Origin of the sequence: Streptomyces sp. NBC_00846 (genome assembly GCF_045207325.1) — a bacterium.
Taxonomy (GTDB): domain Bacteria; phylum Actinomycetota; class Actinomycetes; order Streptomycetales; family Streptomycetaceae; genus Streptomyces.
Map to the genome: position 1 here is coordinate 26,087 of NZ_CP108846.1, position 22,379 is coordinate 48,465.

The window sequence follows — 22,379 nt, forward strand, 5'->3', positions numbered from 1 at the left end:
TCTTATTGGTGTGCCGATCGCTGTGACCAGTCTGGTGGTCGCTGTCGTGGCGTTGCGTAAGCCGGTCGAGGACAACGGTGTTGAGCTCGCGCGTAGTCGTGCCGGACGGCTCGCCCGGCAGGTCAGGGAGAGCGAGAGCCGGGTGCGGTCGCAGTTGCTCGGTGCCGACACTCGGCGAATCAATCTCACCTATGTTCTGCATTCCGCGACCGCGCGGGTCGCGGCGGCTCCGCCGGCTGGGCGTACGTTCGCTGACGGTCCCGCTATCTTGCCCGATGTTCTGGAGTACTACCGCGCCACCCGGCCCCGGCGTCTGGTGATCACGGGGGCTGCCGGGGCGGGGAAGACTGTCCTGGCCCTGGAACTCATGCTCGCCCTCATCGACCACCGTGCCGAGGGCGATCCCGTCCCGGTCCGGATCCCGCTGGCTCAGTGGGGCACCGGTCAGCCCCTGACCACCCTGCTGGTGCAGCGTCTGGTCGATGCCTATAAATGGCCTGCCGGTATGGCTGCCGGACTGGTCGCTCACGGGATGGTGCTGCCGGTCCTGGACGGGCTGGACGAGATGGATCCCCTGCGTGCGGACGGCACCCCCGACCCCGAGGCGCCCCGTGCCCGCGCGGTTCTGGAGGCGCTCAATGCCTACCAGGACGGCCGGGAGGCAGGCCCTCTCGTACTGACCTGCCGCACCGGGCACTACGACGCGCTCGCCCCCGTGTCCCGGCTGATCGACGCCGCCCGCGTCGCCATCGCCCCCATCGACACCCGCCACACCGTCGCCTACCTCCGTGACCGGGCCCTGGACACACCCCGTTGGCAGCCCCTGATCGACCACCTCGACACCCAGCCCGCCGGCCCGCTCGCCACCACCTTGTCCACGCCCTGGCGGCTGTGTCTGACCGCCACCGTCTACCACCGCGACGGCAACCCCTCAGAACTCCTCCACCACACCGACGGGCACGACCTCGACCAGCACCTCCTGGCCCGCTACCTCCCCGCAACCATCGCCAACACCCCCAACCCCCGCCGCTACCGGCCCGAAGACGTCCACCGCTGGCTCCACCACCTCACCGGCCACCTCGCCGGCACCACCACAGGCGCCCCAGCCACCGACATCACCCTCCACCACCTCTGGACCCTCGCCGGCACCACCCGCGTCCGCATCACCGACCTCGCCCTCACCACCCTCGCCCTCACCCTCACCGGCGCTTCCTTCTTCACCCTTTTTCTATTCCTCCTTAGGGACGTCGTCGGGGTCAGCATCGGCACTGTCATCTTCTTCCCACTGTTCGCTGCAGTCTCAGTAGTCGCCTTTCGTCCAACGCCCAGGCCCAACCGTCTCCGCATTAACCGGGGAACACTCCAGGACGGCTTCAAAGCCAGGTTCTGGGCCGGATCCAAGACCTACTTCGCCGTCGGCTTCGCGACCGGCTTCACGATCGGCTTCACGATCGGCTTCACGTCCGAGCTCCCGAGCCAGAGCCCGGACACCGTGTTCGGGCTCTGGCTCGGGCTCGGGATCGGGATCGGCCTAGGCATCGGGACCAGCCTCATCGGCGGATTCATGGGCGGGCTGGGAGGTGGGTTCGCAGACGGATTCAAGGCCTGGTTCAGGATCTGGTTCACGGTTGGGCTTGTGGTCATCCTCGGGCTCAATCTCGGGCTCGATGTCGGGCTCGGGCTCGTCGAAGGGCCCTCGCTCTGGCTCGGGATCGGGCTTGCCGGCGGGCTCGCGGGTGGAATCATGCGTGGGCTCACAGGGGAACCATCCACCGTGTCCAACCCTCGGGACATTATCCGCGACGACATGGTCTACGGACTCCTGATCGGGCCCCTGACCGGACTCCTGGCCGGACTCCTCGGCGGACTCACGGGCGGACTCACGGGCGGACTCGGGGGCGTACTCACGGGCGGACTCGGGGGCGGGCTCCAGAACGCACTCAAGGACGCGCTCCTTGGCGTACTCACGTTCGGATTCACGGCCGGGTGCATGGTTGGACTTGTGGTCGGGTTCGCGAGCGGTTTCGCTGGTGCGGCGCGGAGGTACGGGGTGTTCTTGCTGTGCTCACGCGGCAAGCTGCCCTTCCACCTCGGCGCCTTCCTCGACTGGGCCGTCACCGCCGGTCTCCTACGCTATAACGGGCCCGGCTACCAATTCCGTCACCGCGAACTTCAGCAATGGCTCAACCAAAACCCTGAACCGCCCCGGGTTTGATGGAGACATCGAAGACCCGGAAGGATGCCGATCATGGCTGCTCCCCGTAAGTACTTCGACGAACTGCGTGAGCGCGCGACCCGGATGGTGGTTGAGGCCCGTAAGGACCCTGCCGTGCGGACCGGTGCGGTGAAGCGGATCGCTGACCAACTCGATGTGCATCCCGAGGCCCTGCGGACCTGGGTCAAGCGGGCCGAGACCGACGAGGCCGGCCCCTACAAGATGACGACCACCCGCAACGGCACGGTCATCCACGGCGCCAACTGAGCCCAGCCCGTTCACGCCCCGCGACGGCTGTCTCGCCGCGGGGCGTACGCGGCCCAAACTGCCGCGGTCTGGGTGGTCAGGTCCAGGTCAAAGCGAGCCGAACGGATTGACGTGGGTCCAGAACACCGCAGGGCCCGCCGGTCGGCGTCGGTGCGGGTGTCGGCCTACTTCTCATCGGCAGGGGCCTGCTGCAGCAGTAGCGTGTTGACAGGTACACCCGCGCGGACTGAGGGTTAGCCGAGGGGACTGTGCTGGGTATCGGGCACCGGCGGCATCCAGTGCACCGCGTTCTCGCGGAAGGAAGCGTTAACCGGCATGAGGTCCGCGCCGCTGGTGTCGTCGAGGGCCGGGACGTTGATGCCGGTCTCCGGGATGTCGCAGTCGACCGCCGCGACTCGGGTGCCGCAGGTGGGACAGAAGCCGCGCTTGGCCTTGCCCGGGAACGTCTCGAACCAGGTCGGCTCACCTCCCTCGCCCGTCCACGTAACCCGCTCGAAGCCAGCCTGAGGTTCCCCCGAGATGCGGAGTGTGGTGACAGAGGGTCAGATGGTTCTCATGAGAGGAACATCGACCATGGCTGCCCCCAGGAAATACTCGCTCGAGTTGCGTGAGCGTGCGGTACGGATGTACCGCACCGCCGATCCGAAGCCGCAGATCAAGAAACTGGCCGTCGATCTCGGCGTGCATCCGGAGGCCCTGCGCGGTTGGATCCGGCAGGCCGAGGCCGACGCCGGCGAGCGCGATGACCGGCTGACCACCGACGAACGCGCCGAGCTCACCGCGCTGCGCAAGGAGAACGCCCAGCTCAAGCGGGCGAACGAGGTGCTGCGGACGGCCTCGGCTTTTTTCGCGGCAGTCGCAGGTAGCGGAGCATCCTGCGGGCCATTCTGGCCGAGTGCATGCGGCACTGGTCGAGGTCGAGATCGACCAGGGAGATGGCGTCCTGGCTGCGGCAGTCGTTCGCCAGGCGCTGGATGAACAACACCGGCCAGTCAGGGGCGTCGGGCTGCTGGGTGTGGTGGAACATCGCCCACTTGATCTCGGCCTTCAGCAGCGGCTGGAGCCCGAGAAGAGAAAGTTTGCCGTTCGACCGGCTGATCGGCGCGGTAGTGCTGCACCAACGCCGGAAGGTGTTCTCGTTGCTGAAGTCGAGACCGATGGCCGTGCCGCGGTCGAGCAGCCAGCGGTCCCAGTTCTCCGGCAGCCGTGCCCCACCGGGCTGCCCTTCCCGCTCATAGCGGTTCTTGTGCCGACGACACATCCCCAGGGGATGGTCGGCCTTCTCGGGACAGACCACGACCTGGCACTTGCCGAACGAGGGAAGGGGCCGTCCTGCGGCGATCCATGCCTCGAAGTCGGCGGCCTGTCCGTACTTGCGCCGCTGGTAGCTGCTTCGTTTGTTCCAGCGGTCCGCGTGCAGGAAGCACAGCCCTGACTTCTGGCTCCAGGCCGGGACGTCAGGGCAGATCAAGCAGGCGGGCGCGTCGGCCCAGGCATGCGTCGGCAGCGGTTCGGCGGTCCGCAGGAAGTCGACGACGCTTCCGCCGGCGTTCCGGTGGGCCCGCCACTGAGCCTCGTGGACGTTGCAGTATTCGTGCATCGCCTCCTCGCCCTGGCGGCAGCCGGGGACCTGGCAGATCCAGCCGAACGCGCGGTGGTCCTCGGGAACCTCGATGGTGTCCGGCCGGAGCACCGGATCGAAGGCCGGGGCCGCGATCAGCGTCTGGAGCAGCTCCAGCCGGTCGCCGACCTCCCGGCTGGCCGACCGTTGCGGGCCGATCGGCAGCAGCGGCAGAGGCTGAAGCGTCACTCGTCCTCACCCCAGACCGCTTGCAAGGCCGACTGGAACTCCGGCGAATGCAGATCCGGGTGCCCGTAGACCTCGTCGACCATCTTGGCCGAGGCCCAGTTCCCGGCGGCCTTCGCGATGAACGTATCTCCGCTCGTGACGTCGAGGATGTTGTTGGTGAACTGGTGCCGGAACGCCTTCGGAGTGATCCGCCCGGCCAGGTTCGCTCGTCGGCCAGCCCGGCGGAGCATGCCCCGAGCGGCATCGGCCGTCCAGGGCTCGCCGCGGTTGGGCCCGGCGAGCTGGATCAGCAGCATGCCGTGCCCGGTGGCGTGCTTCGCGTACTCCGTGGTCATGTACTTGAAGTAGCTGCTGACCATCGCCGGGCTGGCGCGGTAGATCTCGCCCTTGGTGACGACTCCGTCGACGATCGCCCAGTCAGGTTTGATCTTCGCGGCCGCTCGGTTCGGGTTGCCCCATCGGTGACAGACGTGCAGGTGGGGGCTCTTGCAGTCGCCGCAGGGCGCGTTCTCCCGCAGGTGCAAGTCGACCAGGTGCAGCCCGGTCAGCCCGCCGACGCGAAGGCTGGTGTCGGACAGCCAGGTCACGACCATCTCGTCGCGGGCGGAGTTCACGACCTGGAGCAGTTCCGGCCTGGCTCCGTCGGGCAGCATCTTGGGATGCCTGGGCCGGGTGCCGCGCTTCGGCGCCGGCGGGTTGGCCGGCATCGACTTGATCGCATGCCCCAGCAGGGCCCGGTCGCGGTCCGCCTGCGTCGGCAGCCGCCGGGTCTCCAGACCCGCGCGCAGTTCGTCGTTGGCCCCGGTCGACGCGCAGTGGTGCAGGTAGAAACCCTTCAGGCAGGCTGCCGCGACCTGCAGGGCCGAGGCGCCGTAGGGGCGCCTCGGCGGTGTCCGCCACGGTTGGCCCCAGGGCATCGGAACCTTGGCCCCGACCGCACCCATGTAGCGGTGGAGATCCAGCAGGCGCACGGTCTCGGTTGTCAGCCGCTCCCGGAGCCGCCACCGCAGGTGGTCAACCAGGCTGTAGGCGTACGTCTTCTGGGTCCCGATCCCCTCGTGCGTACGCAGGAAACTGTCCGCCTCCTCGTGCACCGCTCCGTCCGGCCACACGATTGTGTAGGACCACCCGCCCCCCGACCGCTTGATCGGCTGGACCCGAAGGTCCCCCAGCACCATCCTGCTTCGCACAAGGCCTCCCTGCCGCGCGTCTGCCACGCGACGAAAAGGCTTGCCACGATCGGTAAATGAGAACGTGATGGCGCCTCAGACCGCCCAAACGAGTGATCCGGACGCTGGTAGAGCAGTCGGAAAATTCCAGCTTGAGCAGGTGGTGGGCGACGGACTCCAGGGCGAGCGCGCAAGTGGGGGAGCCCGGGGCGTGGGCGAAGAACCGTAACCCCGCGCGGGAGGTCTTCGCGTACATCGCGTGTCCGCACTCGTCGCACGTCAGCGGCGCGGGCGGGCGTACTTTCCACACCTCATCCCAGGCGCGTCCGCAGTCGAGATCGGGCAGATGCGCGAAGACGGTCCCCCACTGCGCGTGCACAGCCCTGAACGCCATCGGCCTTCTTGCTTCATTGGCGAGGAGCCCAGTGTGGCGCGGACCACTGACATTGCATGCGGTGGGTGGCCCTTTGAGGTTCCCCCGAGATGCGGGGAAAGGTGACAGCAGGTCAGACAGGCGCGCGAGTAGGCAGCCACCTCCAGCGGCATGATGGTAGAGGTGACGGCATACTTCGGATTCGCTTGCAAGGGCAGCTCGGACGACGGCCGCGAGCGCACCATCACCACGCCGATCTCACCCACCTACGCCGCGCAGATCCTCCAGCTTCGGGAGGATGGTGCGACGGAGGAGGAGCTGCATCCGATCGTCGCGGGGGTCATCACCGCGTCGTATTTCACGGAATGGGGCACCAGCGCCGCTGGCCTGCGTGCGGATTTTACGCACGTCCAGTCAATAGATTTCCGGTTCTGGCACGGTCGAATTTCGGGCCTGCCATAAACCATATTCGGCGGGCCGCCGCACAGCGCTCTGGCGGCGGCCCGCTCCCGAATCCGCACGACGAATACGAGGCCGAAGATGACCACGCCCTGGCCGCCCCGGCGCACCGCGCGCCGACAGCTCGCCCGTCGGTTCGCTGGTTGGCGTGCGCGGAGGCGGCGTGAGGTTCTACGTCCGGGAGCGGAGCAGCCGACTCGTCCCGCGGACGAACGGGAGATCCAGCACCGGTCGCCCGGGCGGCGCCTGCGCTCCCTGGTGAGCGCGCGGAGCGTCGCCGGTCAGGTGTTCCTCCTGCAACTGGCGGTCGTGGTGCTGCTTGTGGCCGCGGCGGTGGTGACGCTGGTGGTCCAGGCCCGGCACCAGGGGACGGAAAAAGCCCGCGACGAGGTGCTTGCCGTCGCCGAGGCGTTCGCGAACTCCCCGGGGATCGTGCAGGCGCTGGACAGCCGCGATCCGAGCGCGGTGCTGCAACCGCTCACCGAGAGGGCCCGAAAGCGGTCCGGCGTCGACGGCATCGTGGTCATCAGCACGGACGGGATCCGGTACACCCACCCTGACCCGCATCAGATCGGGAAACACGTAGTCAAGGGCGACCCCTACCGGAAGGCGCTGAGGGGCACGGCCCTCACGGACTCCGAGGTGACTCCGCTGGGCGTTTCGGTCTTCGCGGAGGTCCCCGTCTTCCGGCCTGACGGCTCGGTCGCCGGCATCGTGTCCCCCGAGATCAAGGTCAAGAAGGTGAACGAAGCGGTGGCCGGGCAGCTTCCGGTGCTCTTTGGCGCCGCGGGCGGCGCGCTCGCCCTGGTCGCGGGCGGGTCGGCGCTGATTGGCCGGCGGCTGCTGCGCCAGACCCGCGGACTGGGCCCCGCCGAGATGACTCGCATGTACGAGCATCATGACGCGGTGCTGCATGCGGTGCGCGAGGGCGTGCTCATCGTCGGCGGTGACGGGCGGCTGCTGCTGGCCAACGACGAGGCGCGGCGGCTGCTGGAGCTTCCGGCGGACGCGGAACAGCGCCAGATCACCGACCTCGGCCTGACCCCGGGCGCCGCCGAGCTGCTTTCCTCGGGGCGGACGGCCACCGACGAGGTCCATCTGGCTGGCGACCGGCTGCTGGCCGTCAACGTCCGACCCGTCGAGCGCTACGACGGCCCGGCGGGCAGCGTGGCCACGCTGCGCGACACCACCGAACTGCGCACACTCGCAGGCCGGGCCGAGGTGGCCCGCGAGCGCCTGCAGTTGCTCTACGACGCGGGCGTGCGGATCGGCACCACACTGGATGTGGTGCGCACCGCCGAGGAGCTGGCGGAGATGGTCGTCCCGCGGTTCACCGATTTCGTCACTGTGGAGCTGCTGGATCCGGTGCTGCGTGGCGAGGAGCCGGCCGAGGCAAGCACCGAGATGCGCCGCACCGCCGTCAGCGGCGTCCGTGGCGACCCGCCTCTCTACCCCGTGGGGGAGCTGATCCGCTTCGCCTCCACCACCCCCATCGCCGCCGGGGCGGCCGTCGGCCACGCTGTGCTGGAGTCGGACCTCGCCGACTCCGACGGCTGGCGGGCCCAGGACCCGGAGCGGGCGCGGCGGGTCCTGGAGTACGGAATCCATTCCCTGATCTCGGTGCCGCTGCAGGCCCGCGGGGTGGTGCTAGGGATGGCCAACTTCTGGCGGGCGGACGCCTCCCCTCCCTTCGGGGAGGAAGACCTTTCCCTCTCCGAGGAGCTGGCCAGACGTGCTGCGTTGTGCATCGACAACGCCCGCCGCTACACCCGCGAGCACACCCTGGCGGCCACTCTGCAGCGCAGCCTGCTGCCCCGCACCCTGCCCGAGCAGACCGCCGTCGAGGTCGCCCACCGCTACCTGCCCGCCCAGGCCGGGGCGGGCGGCGACTGGTTCGACGTCATCCCCCTGCCCGGCACCCGGGTGGCCCTGGTGGTCGGCGACGTCGTTGGCCACGGCCTGCACGCCGCCGCCACCATGGGTCGGCTGCGCACCGCCGTGCACAACTTCTCCGCCCTGGACCTGGCCCCGGACGAACTCCTGAGCCACCTGGACGAGCTGGTCGCCCACATCGACCACGACGAGGCCGATGGCCAGGGGGTCACGGGGGCCACCTGCCTGTACGCCATCTACGATCCCGTCTCCGGCCGATGCACTGTGGCCCGGTCTGGCCACCCCGGCCCCGCCCTGGTCCACCCCGACGGCACCGTCACCTTCCCGGACGTACCAGTCAGTCCCCCGCTGGGCCTGGGCGGCAGCCTGCCCTTCGAGACAGCCGAACTCACTGTGCCCGAGGGCAGTCAGCTGGTCCTCTACACCGACGGGCTGATCGAGGACCGGGACCGCGACCTCGACACCGGAATCGAGCAACTGCGCACGGCCCTGGCCGATGCTGTGGACCGCACCCCGGAGGCCACCTGCCAGACCGTCTTCGCCACCATGCTCCCCGAGCGCCCCCGCGACGACATCGCCTTGCTGGTGGCCCGGACCCACCTGCTGGACCCGGCCCGGGTCGCGGAATGGGAGGTGCCCTCCGACCCGGCGGCCGTCTCCCGCGTCCGTACCGACGTCACCCGCCAGCTGGAGACCTGGGGCCTGGACCAGGCCGCCTTCACCACCGAGCTGATCGTCAGCGAACTGGTCACCAACGCCATCCGATACGGCACCCAGCCCATCCGGCTGCGCCTGCTACACGACCGCAACCACCTGATCTGCGAGGTCACCGACGGCTCCAGCACCTCCCCCCACCTGCGGCAGGCGGCCACCACGGACGAGGGCGGCCGCGGGCTGTTCCTCGTCGCTCGGTTCGCCCAGCGCTGGGGCACCCGGTACGGCGCCCGCGGCAAGGTCATCTGGACCGAACAATCCCTCCACGACGCCGCAGCCGAACCCGGTGCAGGCCTCGGCGACAACCTGTTGGATCTATGGACTGACACAGAGCTGTGACGGCGGCGTATTCGGTTGCAGCGCAACTGGACGCCACGGCTGAGGCAGCCCCGAGCGCCCTGCCCCTTGAACTGAGCCGCACGCGAGGACCCCGCCCCCGGGCGGGGTCCTTCGGCATGCCCGGGCCTCGGCGCCGCCGCCCGGACCTGCCGAAGGGGCCGGCCGGGTCTGCCCGGGCGGGGGCGGTTGACTGCGGCAGTCTGCCCGCCTAAATTTGCTGCACTTTAGATCGTTCGATGAACCAATGTTCATAATGCGGTTGCGGGAGGTTCATCAGTGGCTCGGCAGGCAGTGGTCGGTATCGACGCGGGCACCACCGCGGTCAAGGCCGTCGTCCTCGCGTGGGACGGCAGGCAACTCGGCTGGGCGCGCGCGCCGCTGGGGGTGACACACCACGGCGACCGGGTCGAACAGGACATGGACGAGGTGTGGTCCGCCGTCCGCGACACCGTCCGCTCGGCAGTCCGGCAGGCGGGCGACAGCGTCGAGATCGCCGCCGTCGGGGTCACCGGACAGGGCGACGGCGCGTGGCTCGTGGACGCCGACGGCCGCCCCTGCGGCCCCGCGCGGATCTGGATGGACGGCGCCGCCGCCGACCGGGGCGCGCGCTGGGAGGCCGACGGCCGGGGCGCGCTGGTCCACGAGGTCACCGGCTCGTCCCTGTTCCCCGGAGCGCTGCCGGTGCTCCTGGAACAGCTGGAGGCGGACTACCCCGAGCGGCTCGCACAGGCCGCCCACCACCTCAACTGCAAGGACTGGATCCGCTTCCGGCTCACGGGCGAGGTCGCCACCGACGCCTCCGAGGCATCCCGCACCTATCTCGACGTGGCCGCCGGGAAATACTCCGACGCCCTGATCGAAGGGCTGGGGCACCAGCGCTTCCGCCGGCTGCTCGCCCCGGTGCTGCCCCCCGCGTCCCCGGCGGGCCGCATCACCGCCGAGGCCGCCGCCGCCACCGGTCTGCCGGTCGGCGTCCCGGTCTCCGCCGGTCTGGTCGACGCCGCCGCGGGCGGGGTCGGCCTCGGGGCGGTCCGGCCGGGCGACGCCTACCTCATCGTGGGCACCACCGCGTTCACCGCTACCGTGCACCGCGACAGCCGGGACCGCCGAGCCCAGGGCCAGATCACCCTGGCGACCGGCCTCAACGGACAGGCCCTCGCCTGCCTCGCCCCCATGACGGGCGCGCCCAACCTCGACTGGGTGCGCCGGGTGACCGGGCTGGAGGACAGCGACTGGCCCGAGGTGGAGCAGGTCGCGCGCACCGCGGGCCCCGGCGCGGGCGGTGTCGTCTATCTCCCCTACGGCTCGCCCAGCGGGGAACGTGCCCCCTTCATCGACAGCGCGGCCTCCGCGTCCTGGGTGGGGATGAGCGTCCGCACCACGGCCGGGCAACTGCTGCGCGCCGTCTATGAGGGCATCGCCCTCACCCTGCGCGAGTGCCTCGGCGCGCCCGTCCCCGGGCGGGTGCTGCGGATCGCGGGCGGCTCGGCCTCCTCGGATCTGCTCTGTCAGGTGCTCGCCGACGTCACCGGCGAGCCCGTGGTGCGCTCCACCGCGCCCGAGCTGGGAGCCCGGGGCGTGGCCGCCCTCGCCATGGTGACCGGCGGGGTGACCGAGGACCTCGACGCAGCGCTCACGGCGCTGGCCCGCCCCACGGACGCCTTCCGCCCCGACCCCGCCCTGCGGGAACCGTACGACCGGCAGGCGCGGGTGTTCGCCGCCGCCCGGGACGCGCTGCGACCCGTCTGGCCCGCGCTGCGGGAACTGCGGACCGAGGCCGAGGCCCCGCCGTCCGTCTCCCCTGCCACAAACACCACCAGCACCTGTGACCTCTCTGACACCTCTGACACCTCTGACAAGGCTGAGTCGGCGTATGACGCCGATGGATGGGAAACCCTGTGACCAGTGCGTCGCCGCGACCGCGGCTGCTCATCACCGCACCGTTCGATGCCGCCGCCGCCGCGCGGCTGGCCGATCTCTTCGACATCGAGACCGTGGAGCCGTCCATGGCGGGCGACTCCCTCGCCCGGCCCCGGCTCGCCGACCGGCTCGCGGCGGCCGACGCGGTGGTCTGCGAGGTCGACCGGGTCGACCAGGCGGCCCTGGACGCCGCTCCGGTGCTGAAGTTCGTGGTCACCTGCCGGGCCAGCCCGGTCAACGTCGATCTCGCCGCATGCACCCGCCGGGGCATACCGGTGGCCACCACTCCGGCGCGCAACGCGGAGATCACCGCCGACCTGGCCTTCACCCTGATCCTCTCCACCGTCCGTCACACCAGCGCCGCCGAGCGGTGGACGCGCGCGGGCAACTGGACGGCGGACGACGTCTTCGAGCCGTACGCCCGGTTCCGCGGGATCGGTCTGGGCGGCCGGACCCTGGGCATCGTCGGCGGCGGCGCGATCGGCCGCCGGGTGCTGCGCCGGGCGCTGGCGTTCGGCATGGACGTCCTGGTCTACGACCCCTATCTGGAGCCGGGCGCGCTGGGCGTCGACGCCGAGATCGTCGCCCTGGACGAACTCATGCGCCGCTCCGACGTCATCACCGTTCATGTGCCCCTCAACGACGCGACGGTGGGGCTGATCGGAGCGCCCGAGATCGCCCTGATGCGTCCCGACGCCTATGTCGTCAACGCGGGGCGGGCCGCCGTCGTGGACGAGACGGCGCTGCTGTCGGCCCTGCGGGAGAAGCGGATCGCCGGGGCGGGCCTCGACGTCTTCTGGACCGAGCCGCCGCCCGCCGACCACGAGCTGTTCCGGCTCGACAACGTCACCCTCACCCCGCATATCGGCGGCGCGTCCGACGATGTGGTCACCGAGCACTCCCGCATCGCCGAACGGGCGCTGCGGGCCTGGGCGACGGGCGCGGAGCCCGCCGCGGTGGCCAATGCGAGGGAACTGGCCTCCTGAACACCCCTCCGCACAGACTGTGGGCGGGCCCCGTCGGGGCCCGCCCACAGTCTGTGCGGAGGTGAGAAGGAAGCAGAGGTCACACGTGGTGCAGCGCGGCCAGGGCCGAGGACGGGAAAGCGGCGGTCGCGTTGCCCAGCGTCAGCGCGCGATAGGTCGCCACGGCGGCCTCCTCCAGGTTCATCGCGCGGCGGAACGCCATGCCCACATCCGCACCCAGCGAGGAACTGCCGTGGTGGGACAGGACGACACAGTCGTGCGTCAGCGCCTGCTCGGCCGAGGCGTCGGCGAGTTCGTCCGACCCGTTGGGGTGGTACGGCACCGTGCCGATGGAGCGGACGTAGTAGGCGTGGTCGAGGGTGATCAGCCGTATCGGCTCGCCGACGGCGTCGAGCAGCACCGCGTGCTGCGGGTGCAGATGGACCACGCAGTTCACATCCGGCCGCACCTGGTACGTCCGCTGGTGCAGCTTCCACTCGCTGGACGGCCGCTCCGCGCCCCCGGTCCGCTCCCCGGCGAGGTTCATCACGGTGAAGTCCGCGACCTCCAGACGGTCCAGCCAGGTCCCCGCGCCGGTGACCACGTACTCGTCGGAGCCGGGCAGCCGCGCCGACAGATTCCCGCCGCTGGCGAGCACCAGTCCGCGCTCCACGGCGAGCCGGCCGACCTCGGCCAGTTGCTCACACAGCTCCTCGCGCGTTTGTACGGGCTTCACATCGTGTCCTTTCGTAGCGTCGCTCGGATGCCCCTGAGGGCGTCGCCGCGGAACTCCCGGCGGCGGCTCATGAAGGGGCCCCCTCGGGGGCGTCGGCGTCGGCCAGCAGCGCCTTGGCGGTGCTGACATCGGTCACCAGCACATTGATCAGGCCGTGGCGCAGCGCGACCGCCAGGGCCCGCCGCTTGTCGGCCCCGCGCGCCACGCCGATGCGGACGGGGACCGCCCGCAACTGCTCCAGGCTCAGCCCGATGAGCCGCTCGTCCACCTCGCCCGGCACGGCGGCGCCGTCCGCGTCGAAAAAGCGCCCGGAGATGTCGCCGACCGCGCCCCGCTCCCGGATGCCCGCGAGTTCCGCGGCGCTCAGACCTTGGACGAGCAGTCCGGCGTCGGCGGCGGTGCCGCCGATTCCGGCGATCAGCACATCCGCCGATACGGCCCGCTCCAGCGTCTCCTGGACCGCCGGGTCCTCCCGCCACACCCGTGCGGCCTGCGTGTTGCGCGCGAGCAGCGGAGCGGGCAGGTGGTAGGCCCGCCCGTCCACGGCGGCGGCGAAGGAGAGGGCCAGCTCATGGGGGCTGGCCGCGCGGGAGACGCCGCCCTTGCTCCCGGTGAGCGGGACGATGCTCAGATCCAGCCCGGTCGCCTCCCGCAGATGCCCGGGGATCGCGGCGACCGACCCCGACAGGCCCACGGCGACGGTGGTGCCCTCCGTCAGGAAGGCGGTGACGCAGTCGGCGGCCACCGCCCCCAGGGAGCGGAGCGCGCGGCCCTCGTCCTCGAACGCGGGGCCCACCCACGCCTGGCGGAGCGGATAGGCGTGTCCGAGGGCCGATTCCAGGCCCACGAACAAATGGTCGTCGCTGTGCACCGTGATCTCGACGATCCCGACCAGGCGGGCCTCCGCCAGCAGCCGGGTGACCTTGATCCGGGACAGCCCACAGAGATCGGCGATCTCCTGGTGGGTCAGACCATGCTCGTAGTACAGCCGCGCGATCTTGCCCAGCGGCGGTTGCTTCTGACCATTTGTTCTCTCCATTGATCCTCCGTTCGGATCCTGTCCTCGCCGCCCTCCGCCGGTCAAGGCCCGGCGGACCGGAGAACGCGCACCCCGGCCAAGGGTTGACACCCGCAGAGGCGCCACTCATATTACATGCACTTTGGTTCGAATTTTGATCAGATGTTCACGCGTCTGTTGTGTACGCCGGAGGACACATGCCCACCTCGCCTCATACCGCGGCCTACGCCGCCGTGCCCCGCCCCGGACTGCTCGAACGGCAGGGGATCGTCCGCCCGCTCGCCTTCGGCTACCTCGCCGTCATGCTCTTCATGGTCGGCGACGGCATCGAAGTCGGATTCCTCTCGCCCTATCTGGAGTCGCGCGGGCTCTCCGGCAGCGAGGTCGCCCTGCTGTGGAGCGTCTACGGCTTCGTGGTCGCCGTCGCGGCCTGGCTCTCTGGCGCGCTTGCCGAAGCCTGGGGCCCCCGTCGGGTGATGCTGCTGGGCCTGGGGATCTGGGGCGTCTTCGAGGTCCTCTTCCTGACCGTCGGCGTGGCCGCCGGAAACTACCCGCTGATGCTGCTGACGTTCGGCATCCGGGGCCTGGGCTACCCCTTCTTCGCCTATGGCTTCCTGGTCTGGATCGCCATGGAGACCCCGAGCGAGAAACTCAGCCGGGCCGTCAGCTGGTACTGGTTCGCCTCCACCGCCGGACTCGGCGTCATCAGCTCCTACTTCGCGGGCGCGGTCATCCCCGTCATCGGCGAGATGGCCACCCTCTGGCTCTCCCTCGCCTTCGTCGCCGCCGGCGGCGCGCTGGTGCTCTTCCTCGTCCGGGCCCGGGTCACCAAGGGGCCTCCGGCATCGATGAAGGACTCCATGTCCCAGATGGTCAAGGCGCTCACCATCGTCAAGACGCACCCCCGCGTGGGCGTCGGAGGCGTGGTCCGACTGATCAACACCCTGTCCTTCTACGCCTTCGTGGTCTTCCTGACGACCCATATGGTCAACGAGGTCGGCTTCTCCACGGCGCAGTGGCAGACCATCTGGGGCACGATGCTGCTGGCCAATGTCGTGGCCAACCTACTCTCCGGCTACGTCGCGGACTGGATCGGCGGCGTCAACACCGTCGCCTGGGTGGGCGGACTCGGCTGTTTCGTGACCGTGCTCGCGCTCTACTACGTGCCCGAGGCGGTCGGCCCCAGCTTCGGCATCACGCTCGCCGTCGCCGTCGTCTACGGGCTGGCCCTCGGGGCGTTCGTACCGCTCTCCGCGATCATGCCGCTGCTCGCGCCCCGTCATATCGCCAGCGCGGTCGCCATCCTCAACCTGGGCGCCGGCCTCAGCCAGTTCGTCGGCTCGGCCGTGGCCGGACTGGTCGGCCCGATCGGCATCGAGGGCACCGTCTGGGTGATCGCCTCCGTCTATCTGGTGGGTCTGGTGCTCACCTTCACCCTCAAGGAGCCGAAGTCCGCCGCAGACGACGCGGTGGCGGACAGGCTGCTCCCTCCGTCGCCGGTCAAGGAGCCCGCCGGGGCGGCGGTCGTCGCGCGATCGGGGGAGTGAGCGGGACGCAGACCGGGCCGCCGACGCCCGCCGACCGCCTCGCCGCCGCGACGGTCGGCGGGCGTCGGCCGTGGATGACGCGGGGTGGCCACTGTGTGATAACCGCGAGCGAAGCGGACGCGGAACGGACCGGGGAGGAGTACGACCTTCTGCCCGACGAGCAGGCCGTGATGACTGGCATCGCAGCGACAGGATCAGCGTACGCCGCGCACGAGGCGGGCTTGACCCACCGGGACATCAAGCCATCCAACATCATCGTCCGCTCCAGCGGCAAAGCGACGGTCGTCGACTTCGGCATCACCAAGGGCAGCGACGAGCACGACATCACTACCACCGGCGTCTTGATCGGCACCCCGGCCTACATGGCGCCCGAAGCGCTGTCCGGCACCTTCGACCACCGCTCCGACCTGTACTCCCTCGGATGCGTGCTCTACGAGATGGTCACCGGCCGCCGGCCTTTCACCGGCACGTCCTGGCACCTGGTCAACCAGCACCTCAGTGAACAGCCCGCCGCGCTGCGCACCCTGCGCCCCGAGTCCCCCGTGAAGCTGGAGCGGTTGGTCGGCCGACTCCTGGCCAAGACCCTGCCCAGCGGCCGGACAGCGCCGAAGAGATCTGCTACCGCCTCGAAGAGATCAACGACCGTCACTTCGGTGACACTCCGCCCAGCCGCGGACTCGACATCACTTCCGAGGTTTGGCTCTATCCGCACGAAGCCACCGACGGCGCGATCATCCCCCTGAGTTCACCTCCCACAAAACCTGTCCCGCCTGCGCCACCAGGGAAGACGAGAAAGCGGCACGGGCCTGCACCACATGTGAGGGGGAGGGCAGGGTCGTCCGTGAGCAGCAGACCTATAAGGTCCGCATCCCCGCTGGCATCAGGGACGGGCAGAAGGTCCGGATCCGCGAACTCGGCGGCCCCGGCAAGCACGGTGGCGCGCCCGGGGATCTGTATGTGACCGTGCACGTCGCCGACTGATCCGCCGCGCGGTATTCGGCCAGGTCCGATGGCTTTGTGCCATTCGTCAGCAACCCGCCTCCAACATCACTGACGCCCGGCTACATAAGAAGGCTGGGGTTGGCGTGCTGCCGTCATCGTGTGGTGATGGCCGTCGGTGGGGGAGCTCTGGACGGTTGCTGACGATCAATGTGGCTGTGCTGCTTGCGGTCATCGTCTTTTTCCGGCTGCGCCGGCGTACGGAGGCCAGGAGCCGGTTGGACGAGAAGTTCACCGTGGTCATCGTTCTGGCGCTGGGCGTGCTCATCGCTCCGACCCCGGTGGGACGGGGGGCCTGGATTTCTTGGGCCAGCTCGCAGGCGGCGGCAGCGCGCAGACGACCGACTGATCGGGCTCCTCGTAGCCGCGGCCCTGGCCATCGCCCTGGCGGTGGCCGTCGTCAACTGGCTTCTGGCCCACTGGTGGGTCCTGGTCGTTATCGGCGCGCTCGTGGCACTGGCTGGCGGCGGCTGGCTCTACCAGAAGCAGCAGAGAGCGCGGTGGGAGGCGGTCCGTGCGCAGGGTCTGCGGTACGGGCTGTCCCAACTGGACGCCCTGCACCACTCCCAGTTCGAGGACGCGGTGCGGGACCTGATGCACCGTGACGGCTGCCCGGACGCCGTCCGGGTGGGTGGCGGAGGGGACCTGGGTGCTGATGTGAAGGCCACCGATCCCTACGGGCGGCGCTGGGTGATCCAGTGCAAACACCGCCGCAACGGCCTCGCCGGCTCCGCGGTCGGCACACCGGAACTTCAGGTTCTCAACGGCACCGCCCGCCAGGTCCACGGCGCCGACATCGCGGTCATTGTGACGAACGGCTGGGTCACAGCGCCCGCCGTGGCCTTCGCCAAGCAGCAGCGCCTCCACGTCGTCGACCGCCACACCCTCGCCGTGTGGGCGTCCGGCTCACGCCCCCTGTGGGAACTGCTGCGGGCCGTCCCGCCGCCCCGCAAACCGACCGCCCTCTCCTGAGCAGACCGGGGGGCAGCGGGCTGCCTCCCCGATGCCCCCGCGCCGGGCCTGGCAAAAAACTGCCGGAGCTGTCGCCTGGCAGCGGGGTTCGATGGGTTGGAGTTCGGTGTCCGGTGCCCGCGATATCGTGAGGCTTCTGATGTCTGTTGTTTTTCATGATCTGGCGGGAGCGTGCCGCGTGCCTGAGGACCCCATCGCACACAGCGAGCTCGCTGCTCTTACCCGGCGGTTCGAAGAGGTCGCGGAGAAGCACGACCGCGAGTTCGGGATCATCAAGTCCGACCTCACCGCGGTGCGTCTCCAGATCGGCAACCTGGACCAGAAGATCGACCGCAACCAGGCCCAGATCATCGAGCTGCTCACGCAGCTGGTCGGCCAGCGCCCCGACGCCGGCTGATTCCCCCGGCCCGGCACCCGGGCCTTACCTGTACGCGCGACGGCCCCGAACCAGATACATCCTGGTTCGGGGCCGTCGCGCGTACGGGGGTCAGCTGCCGGTGCGGAGGTGTTCCTGCCGGGTCTGGACCATGCGGCGCCATGCGGAGCGGACGTTGTCCTCGCTCTCGGTCCAGCGGATGGCGGATGGTCCGGGCAGGGGCAGGCCGGCCATGAAGTGGGCGATGTCGGTGAAGTAGGCGAAGTCGCCAGCGGCGGTGAGCGCGCGCAGCCGGCTGATGGTGGCGGCCAGGTCCTGGTCTTCGCCGCGGACGGCGTGGTGGAAGGCGAGGGCGAGCTCCACGAAGCGGTGGAGGAAGGGGAGACCAGCGGCCTCGATGTCGGTGTGCAGGCTCTGGGCGCGGTCGGTGAGGTCGTCGGTTCCTGCCTCCACGATCAAGGCGACGACCTGGGCGAGGAGGGTGTTGGAGCGCTGGTTGAGGTTCCCCCGAGATGCGGCGGGCGAGAGCGAGCTCGTCGTCGGCCCGGCCGGGATCAGCGAAGGAGACGGCGAGGGCGAGGCGGACCTGCATCATGGCGCGTTCGCCCGCGGCACCGTGCTGCTCGGCTTCGGCGCGGCCGGCTTCGAAGGCGGCGACGGCCTGGGTGGTATCGGCGTGGGACCAGTGGATGTCGCCGAGGACGCGGTGGTGGCGACCTTTCCAGCCCAGGGTGGGGACGGCGGCCAAGGCGGTGGGGAAGTCGCCGGCGAGGCGGGCCAGGTTGGCCAGGCCGCGGCGGGCCTTGGGAGCAAGGCGGCCGTCGGCATCGGCAACCTGTTGCATCCCGGTGCGGGCGGCGTCGTTCTCGCTGAGGTCCTTGTGGGCCTTGGCCCGGTAGTACAGGGCCATCTCGGTCAGCTCGGCGGGCAGCAGACCGGTGTCCAGGACGGCGGTGAGACGGTCGACTGTGCGCTGGCGGTGCTCGCGCTGGCGGCGGGCGATCGCGGTCAGCAGCTCGATCCTGACGATGTCGGACTCGGTGAAACTGTCCGCCGGGAGCTCCTGCGGGTCGACCTGGACGGTAACCGTCTCGCTACTCATGGCGAGGATCGTAGAACGCGCTGAGCACCCGCAGAATCCTGTCACCTATGAGGTCCACAGCCCATTTCCCCAGGTAGACGCGCTGACTCATGAGGTTGTGAGGCTGTGAGGTGCGGCGTGACAACGCGTATCCACTGCCGTATCCAGCGCTGTGCAGGGCGCGCAGGACCACCCGATCCGGTGAACCGCTGATCTGCGGATACCGCTGACTACTCCCTGCGGGCGACACGGTGTCAGTCCCGCTTCCTACCGTCCGTTCCGTGACCACTTCACCGCGCCGCCCCTGGTGGCGCGCCTACCGAAGGGCGGCCCCTGCATGAGCCTCAAGAGCGGAGTCGACAACCCCCGCAGCCCGCTGCGCCGCTTCCTGGATCGCGAACTGTCCGCCGGAGCCAAGCCGCTGCGCGAGTCCTTCCGCGCCGACCGCGTCCTGATGCCCTTACCCGGCGTCGGCACCGAGGCCGGCACCGCCGGGACAGCGATCGACACCCGACTGCGCCTCGCCTTCACCGCGGCCCGCGTCCAGTGAGACAGGAATCGTAGGTGCGCGCTGGCCGCCCCCGCGCGCTTTGAAATCTGTGAGGACTCTGCTGCGCAATTCCGGGGTCAGGCCGTGAGCCGGTAGGCGAGGTGTTCGAGGCGGCTGCTACGGGTGTGGTGCTGGTTGTGTCCGGTCCAGTGGGCGTCGAGTCGGATCACGTTGAGGGCGGTGGCGGAGAAGGCGTGCTGGAGGCGGACTTTCGGCAGTCCGCGGTAGCGGGCCCGGCGCATGCCGGTGAGGTCCAGGGCCTGGTTGATGGTGCCCTCCACTCCTGCGCGCAGGGCGTACTTGGCCTTCCAGGTCTCGGTCTTCTGCTCGGCGCGGGCCCGGACGAGGGCCTCGTGCGGTTCCCTGGGCCGCAGGGTGAGCATGCGCCGGCCCAGCGCGGAGCTGGTGCACTGTTCCTGGAAGGGGCAGGGGCGGCAGGTGAGAACGCTGAAGGTGATGACGATCGCGTCCGCGCCGTGCTGCTTCACCGGGTTCCAGTGCGCGCTTCTCTTCCCGGCGGGGCAGCGGACCTGGCGGGCCTTCCAGTCAATGGCGAAGGCGTTCTTGTCGAAGCCGGCGTGCGCCTTGGCCTGGGCCGAGTGGTCCAGCAGGACCGGGGTGACCATACGGGTGCCCCGCTCCAGCGCGGCGGTGATCAGATCGGCGGAGGGGTAGCCGGAGTCCAGGTAGTGTTCGCCGGGTTTCACCCCGTGCTCGGCCAGGCGCCGTTGAACAGGCCCGGTCGCCTTCACATCGGGCACGGTGGCGTCGGTGGTGAACACGTCAGTAATCAGGTTCGGTGCCGCCCGGACCCCGGCTGCGGCGGGAGTGTCGCAGGTCTCGGTGAGGTGGACCTTGTATCCCATCCAGAACAGCTCTTCGCCCTTGGCCGCCCAGCGTGCGTCGGGGTCGTAGGGGGAGGCCAGGCGCAGTTGGCCGGGCGGGACGCCCTCGTCATCGGCGTCCCGCTTCTTGATCACCTCCCGTCCCCGGGTGTCGGTGTGCACGTAGTAGGTCTGCACAAGGACTTGCCGCAGGAGGCGCATGGTCTCGATCCCCCGGATCCATTCCGGGGCATCGGGCGCCCAGGCCGCCCGGCACAACGCCAGCGCGTCCTGTCCGAAGACCTGCGCGAGCCGGTCGCGTTTCGTCTGCGAGGACGGCATGCGCCAGCCGTCCACCCGGGGCCCGTAGCGGTGGGCGAACTCGGCCACGTCGACCTGTCCGGCCAGCCAGGACGGTGCCGCGACCGCGAGGGCCTCCAGGGCCGCCCGCACACTCTCCCCGGCCAGCTCCATACGGTTCAAGTCCCGCACCGCGCTGATCACATGGGTGGAATCGGTGCGCTGCTTACCCCCGGCGGCCACCAGTCCCTCGACCTTGCAGTGCTCCAGGAGCCGGTCGAAGACCACCCGTTCCATGCCGTGCCCGGCCAATCGGGCACGGAACCGGCTCAGCACGCTGGCATCGAAGCCCGTATCCGTCAGCTCCGCTCCGAGCGCGTACTTCCAGTCGATCGCCCGCACCGCCATCGCCGCGGCCTGCCGATCGGTCAGGTCCTCAGCGAACTGCAACACCGTGACCAGGCACAACACCCCCGGCGACAGCCCCGGGGCACCACGTACCCCGAACGCGTCGGCGAACGGCTCATCGGCGAAGACTTCCGCGAGCCGGTCCCGCACCCGCATCGCCAGGCTCCCCCTCGGGAACGCCGCCCGGGCCACCGCCGCGGTCTGCTCCGGGACCTCCGGCAGTCCCTTCGGCCGCATCGACATCGCACCACCCCCACGGCCGCACGACAGGAAACGGCCGCACAGACGATCATCCCGCGCCCGCCATCACCCCCGCACGGAATTGCGCAGCAGAGTCTGTGAGTCTCACAGCCCATTTCCCAGGTAGGCGCGCTGCTCTGTGAGGTGCGATAGCTGTGAGAGCAGCCGTCGGCCAGGGCCTGCGGCTGCTGCATGGTGCTGCTGGTGGTGGCTGGGATGTCAATCCCCTGGTTTCGTAGAGACCTTGGTTATGCAGCCTGGCCCTGGTGACGGGTGTGGCTGCGTGCTTATCGGATGGTTTTCTCGAACGTGATGGGTGACTGCCCGCCAGCCGCGCTGTGGCGGCGCCTGGTGTTGTAGAAGTCCGTGATCCAGGTGGCGATCCTCAGCCGGGCCTCGGCCCGGGTGGTGAAGCGGTACCGGTGGACGTACTCGACCTTCAGTACGGAGTGGAACGACTCCGCGGCAGCATTGTCCAGCGCGGACCCGACGCGCCCCATGGATTGCACCACGCCCCAGCGGCTGCACAGTTGCCCGAACGCCTCACTGGTGTATTCCCCGGACTCAACCGGTCGTCGCAACACCGGCTTCCTGAATCGATAGTAGTTGCTCGTTGAGGGCTTCGGAGGGTGTCTTCCAACCGAGGGTTTTGCGGGGCCTGTTGTTGAGTGCGGTAGCAACGGCCTCGAGCTCCTCGGCTTCCCATCGCGACAGGTCCGTGCCCTTTGGGAAGTACTGGCGAAGGAGTCCGTTCGTGTTCTCGTTGGTGCCCCGTTGCCAGGGGCTGTGCGGGTCGGCGAAGTAGACCTGCAGGCTGGTGTCGATGCGGAGTTGGGCGTGCTGGGCCAGCTCCTTGCCGCGGTCCCAGGTTAGCGAGCGGCGCAGCTGCTCGGGCAGCGTGGTGATCGTGCCGATGATCGCGTCTTTCACGGCCTCGGCGCCGCGGCCGGCCAGTGCCGGGCCGTTCTTGACTCGTGGCTCGAGAGTAGTGACTCTCGGCGATCGCGTCATGAGCCCGGCGCTTGGGGCGGAACCCGTAGGAACACGGGAGGAAATCCGCCTCGAAGATCGGCTCCAGAACCAGTTTCAAGGAAGCCTGGACCACCCGGTCACGGATCGTGTTGATCCCCAGATAGCGGACCTTGCCGCCAGCCTTGAGAATCCCACGCTGCCGCACCGGCAAGGGCCGGAAGGTGCGGGCCTT

20 protein-coding genes and 3 pseudogenes are annotated in these 22,379 nt (G+C 69.8%); 15 read left to right on the plus strand and 8 right to left on the minus strand.

Translation table 11 applies throughout. The annotated features are described in order from the left end of the window. Positions 1-10 precede the first annotated feature (10 nt). The 3 genes and pseudogenes from OG936_RS00145 to OG936_RS00155 form a co-directional block, all read left to right on the plus strand. Positions 11-2,215: an NACHT domain-containing protein gene (locus OG936_RS00145; protein ID WP_406491628.1), complete on the plus strand. Its 2,205-nt coding sequence runs from the start codon at positions 11-13 to the stop codon at positions 2,213-2,215. Between the two features lie 33 nt (positions 2,216-2,248). Next, a complete protein-coding gene (locus OG936_RS00150) occupies positions 2,249-2,482 on the plus strand; it encodes a transposase (RefSeq protein ID WP_406491629.1) in 234 nt (77 codons plus the stop codon). Between the two features lie 624 nt (positions 2,483-3,106). Beyond that, positions 3,107-3,241, plus strand: a pseudogene (locus OG936_RS00155) (transposase); the annotation flags it as partial. Positions 3,242-3,287: 46 nt separating this feature from the next. Here the strand turns inward: OG936_RS00155 and OG936_RS00160 are convergent. Then, positions 3,288-4,292 (minus strand): hypothetical protein, encoded by a 1,005-nt coding sequence (locus OG936_RS00160; protein WP_406491630.1) that lies wholly within the window; start codon positions 4,290-4,292, stop codon positions 3,288-3,290. Next, positions 4,289-5,482, minus strand: a complete 1,194-nt coding sequence (locus tag OG936_RS00165) for a tyrosine-type recombinase/integrase (RefSeq protein WP_406491631.1) — start codon at positions 5,480-5,482, stop codon at positions 4,289-4,291. Before OG936_RS00165 ends, OG936_RS00160 begins: the two co-directional genes overlap by 4 nt. A 535-nt stretch (positions 5,483-6,017) precedes the next feature. On the opposite strand from OG936_RS00165, the gene OG936_RS00170 reads away from it, so the two are divergent. From OG936_RS00170 to OG936_RS00185, 4 genes are all read left to right on the plus strand, one after another. Then, the gene (locus tag OG936_RS00170; RefSeq protein ID WP_405681875.1) at positions 6,018-6,296 is read left to right on the plus strand and encodes a hypothetical protein; all 279 of its coding nucleotides are present in this window, start codon (positions 6,018-6,020) and stop codon (positions 6,294-6,296) included. Between the two features lie 252 nt (positions 6,297-6,548). Then, positions 6,549-9,239 carry a SpoIIE family protein phosphatase gene (locus OG936_RS00175; protein WP_406500275.1) on the plus strand — a complete coding sequence of 897 codons (2,691 nt, stop codon included), beginning with the start codon at positions 6,549-6,551 and terminating at the stop codon, positions 9,237-9,239. A gap of 276 nt (positions 9,240-9,515) precedes the next feature. Continuing rightward, positions 9,516-11,141 (plus strand): FGGY family carbohydrate kinase, encoded by a 1,626-nt coding sequence (locus tag OG936_RS00180; protein ID WP_406491632.1) that lies wholly within the window; start codon positions 9,516-9,518, stop codon positions 11,139-11,141. Next, positions 11,138-12,145, plus strand: coding sequence for an NAD(P)-dependent oxidoreductase (locus OG936_RS00185; protein ID WP_405681878.1), 1,008 nt, complete (start codon positions 11,138-11,140; stop codon positions 12,143-12,145). Before OG936_RS00180 ends, OG936_RS00185 begins: the two co-directional genes overlap by 4 nt. A gap of 79 nt (positions 12,146-12,224) precedes the next feature. Here OG936_RS00185 and OG936_RS00190 read toward each other — a convergent pair whose 3' ends face one another. Continuing rightward, positions 12,225-12,860, minus strand: a complete 636-nt coding sequence (locus tag OG936_RS00190; RefSeq protein ID WP_331749874.1) for a class II aldolase/adducin family protein — start codon at positions 12,858-12,860, stop codon at positions 12,225-12,227. A gap of 67 nt (positions 12,861-12,927) precedes the next feature. Next, positions 12,928-13,899: a sugar-binding transcriptional regulator gene (locus OG936_RS00195; protein WP_405681880.1), complete on the minus strand. Its 972-nt coding sequence runs from the start codon at positions 13,897-13,899 to the stop codon at positions 12,928-12,930. A 176-nt stretch (positions 13,900-14,075) separates the two neighbouring features. Here OG936_RS00195 and OG936_RS00200 point away from each other — a divergent pair, with 176 nt between their 5' ends. The 6 genes and pseudogenes from OG936_RS00200 (at position 14,076) to OG936_RS00225 (ending at position 17,793) form a co-directional block, all read left to right on the plus strand. Further along, positions 14,076-15,425, plus strand: a complete 1,350-nt coding sequence (locus OG936_RS00200) for an MFS transporter (protein WP_405681882.1) — start codon at positions 14,076-14,078, stop codon at positions 15,423-15,425. Next, a complete protein-coding gene (locus OG936_RS00205) occupies positions 15,422-16,168 on the plus strand; it encodes a serine/threonine-protein kinase (protein ID WP_406491634.1) in 747 nt (248 codons plus the stop codon). The genes OG936_RS00200 and OG936_RS00205 overlap by 4 nt, the downstream gene beginning before the upstream one ends. Next, complete coding sequence (locus OG936_RS00210; RefSeq protein WP_406491636.1) at positions 16,122-16,406, plus strand: DnaJ C-terminal domain-containing protein; 285 nt, start codon at positions 16,122-16,124, stop codon at positions 16,404-16,406. The genes OG936_RS00205 and OG936_RS00210 overlap by 47 nt, the downstream gene beginning before the upstream one ends. Positions 16,407-16,561: 155 nt before the next feature. Next, positions 16,562-16,773, plus strand: a pseudogene (locus tag OG936_RS00215) (hypothetical protein). Further along, positions 16,770-17,396: a restriction endonuclease gene (locus OG936_RS00220; protein WP_406500276.1), complete on the plus strand. Its 627-nt coding sequence runs from the start codon at positions 16,770-16,772 to the stop codon at positions 17,394-17,396. The pseudogene OG936_RS00215 and the gene OG936_RS00220 overlap by 4 nt, the downstream one beginning before the upstream one ends. Positions 17,397-17,574: 178 nt before the next feature. Next, a complete protein-coding gene (locus tag OG936_RS00225) occupies positions 17,575-17,793 on the plus strand; it encodes a hypothetical protein (RefSeq protein WP_406491638.1) in 219 nt (72 codons plus the stop codon). 90 nt (positions 17,794-17,883) lie between these two features. Here the strand turns inward: OG936_RS00225 and OG936_RS00230 are convergent, their stop codons facing one another. Continuing rightward, positions 17,884-18,225: a hypothetical protein gene (locus tag OG936_RS00230; RefSeq protein ID WP_406491639.1), complete on the minus strand. Its 342-nt coding sequence runs from the start codon at positions 18,223-18,225 to the stop codon at positions 17,884-17,886. A gap of 31 nt (positions 18,226-18,256) precedes the next feature. On the opposite strand from OG936_RS00230, the gene OG936_RS00235 reads away from it, so the two are divergent. Next, positions 18,257-18,898 carry a hypothetical protein gene (locus OG936_RS00235; protein WP_406491640.1) on the plus strand — a complete coding sequence of 214 codons (642 nt, stop codon included), beginning with the start codon at positions 18,257-18,259 and terminating at the stop codon, positions 18,896-18,898. Between the two features lie 292 nt (positions 18,899-19,190). Then, a complete protein-coding gene (locus tag OG936_RS00240) occupies positions 19,191-19,403 on the plus strand; it encodes a hypothetical protein (RefSeq protein WP_406491642.1) in 213 nt (70 codons plus the stop codon). 77 nt (positions 19,404-19,480) lie between these two features. Here OG936_RS00240 and OG936_RS00245 read toward each other — a convergent pair whose 3' ends face one another. The 3 genes and pseudogenes from OG936_RS00245 to OG936_RS00255 form a co-directional block, all read right to left on the minus strand. Continuing rightward, positions 19,481-21,178 (minus strand): IS1182 family transposase, encoded by a 1,698-nt coding sequence (locus OG936_RS00245; RefSeq protein ID WP_406491644.1) that lies wholly within the window; start codon positions 21,176-21,178, stop codon positions 19,481-19,483. A 284-nt stretch (positions 21,179-21,462) separates the two neighbouring features. After that, entirely contained in the window at positions 21,463-21,759 is a 297-nt protein-coding gene (locus OG936_RS00250) for an integrase core domain-containing protein (protein ID WP_406491645.1), read from the minus strand. Further along, a pseudogene (locus tag OG936_RS00255) lies at positions 21,740-22,153 on the minus strand (IS30 family transposase); the annotation flags it as partial. The gene OG936_RS00250 and the pseudogene OG936_RS00255, both read right to left, overlap by 20 nt. Between the last annotated feature and the right edge of the window lie 226 nt (positions 22,154-22,379).

Excerpts from the sequence above, each read along its gene's own strand:
- OG936_RS00240 (WP_406491642.1), top strand. The coding sequence starts at position 19,191 with ATGAGCCTCAAGAGCGGAGTCGACAACCCCCGCAGCCCGCTGCGCCGC.
- OG936_RS00150 (WP_406491629.1), top strand. The coding sequence starts at position 2,249 with ATGGCTGCTCCCCGTAAGTACTTCGACGAACTGCGTGAGCGCGCGACC.
- OG936_RS00245 (WP_406491644.1), bottom strand. The coding sequence starts at position 21,178 with ATGTCGATGCGGCCGAAGGGACTGCCGGAGGTCCCGGAGCAGACCGCG.
- OG936_RS00200 (WP_405681882.1), top strand. The coding sequence starts at position 14,076 with ATGCCCACCTCGCCTCATACCGCGGCCTACGCCGCCGTGCCCCGCCCC.
- OG936_RS00195 (WP_405681880.1), bottom strand. The coding sequence starts at position 13,899 with ATGGAGAGAACAAATGGTCAGAAGCAACCGCCGCTGGGCAAGATCGCG.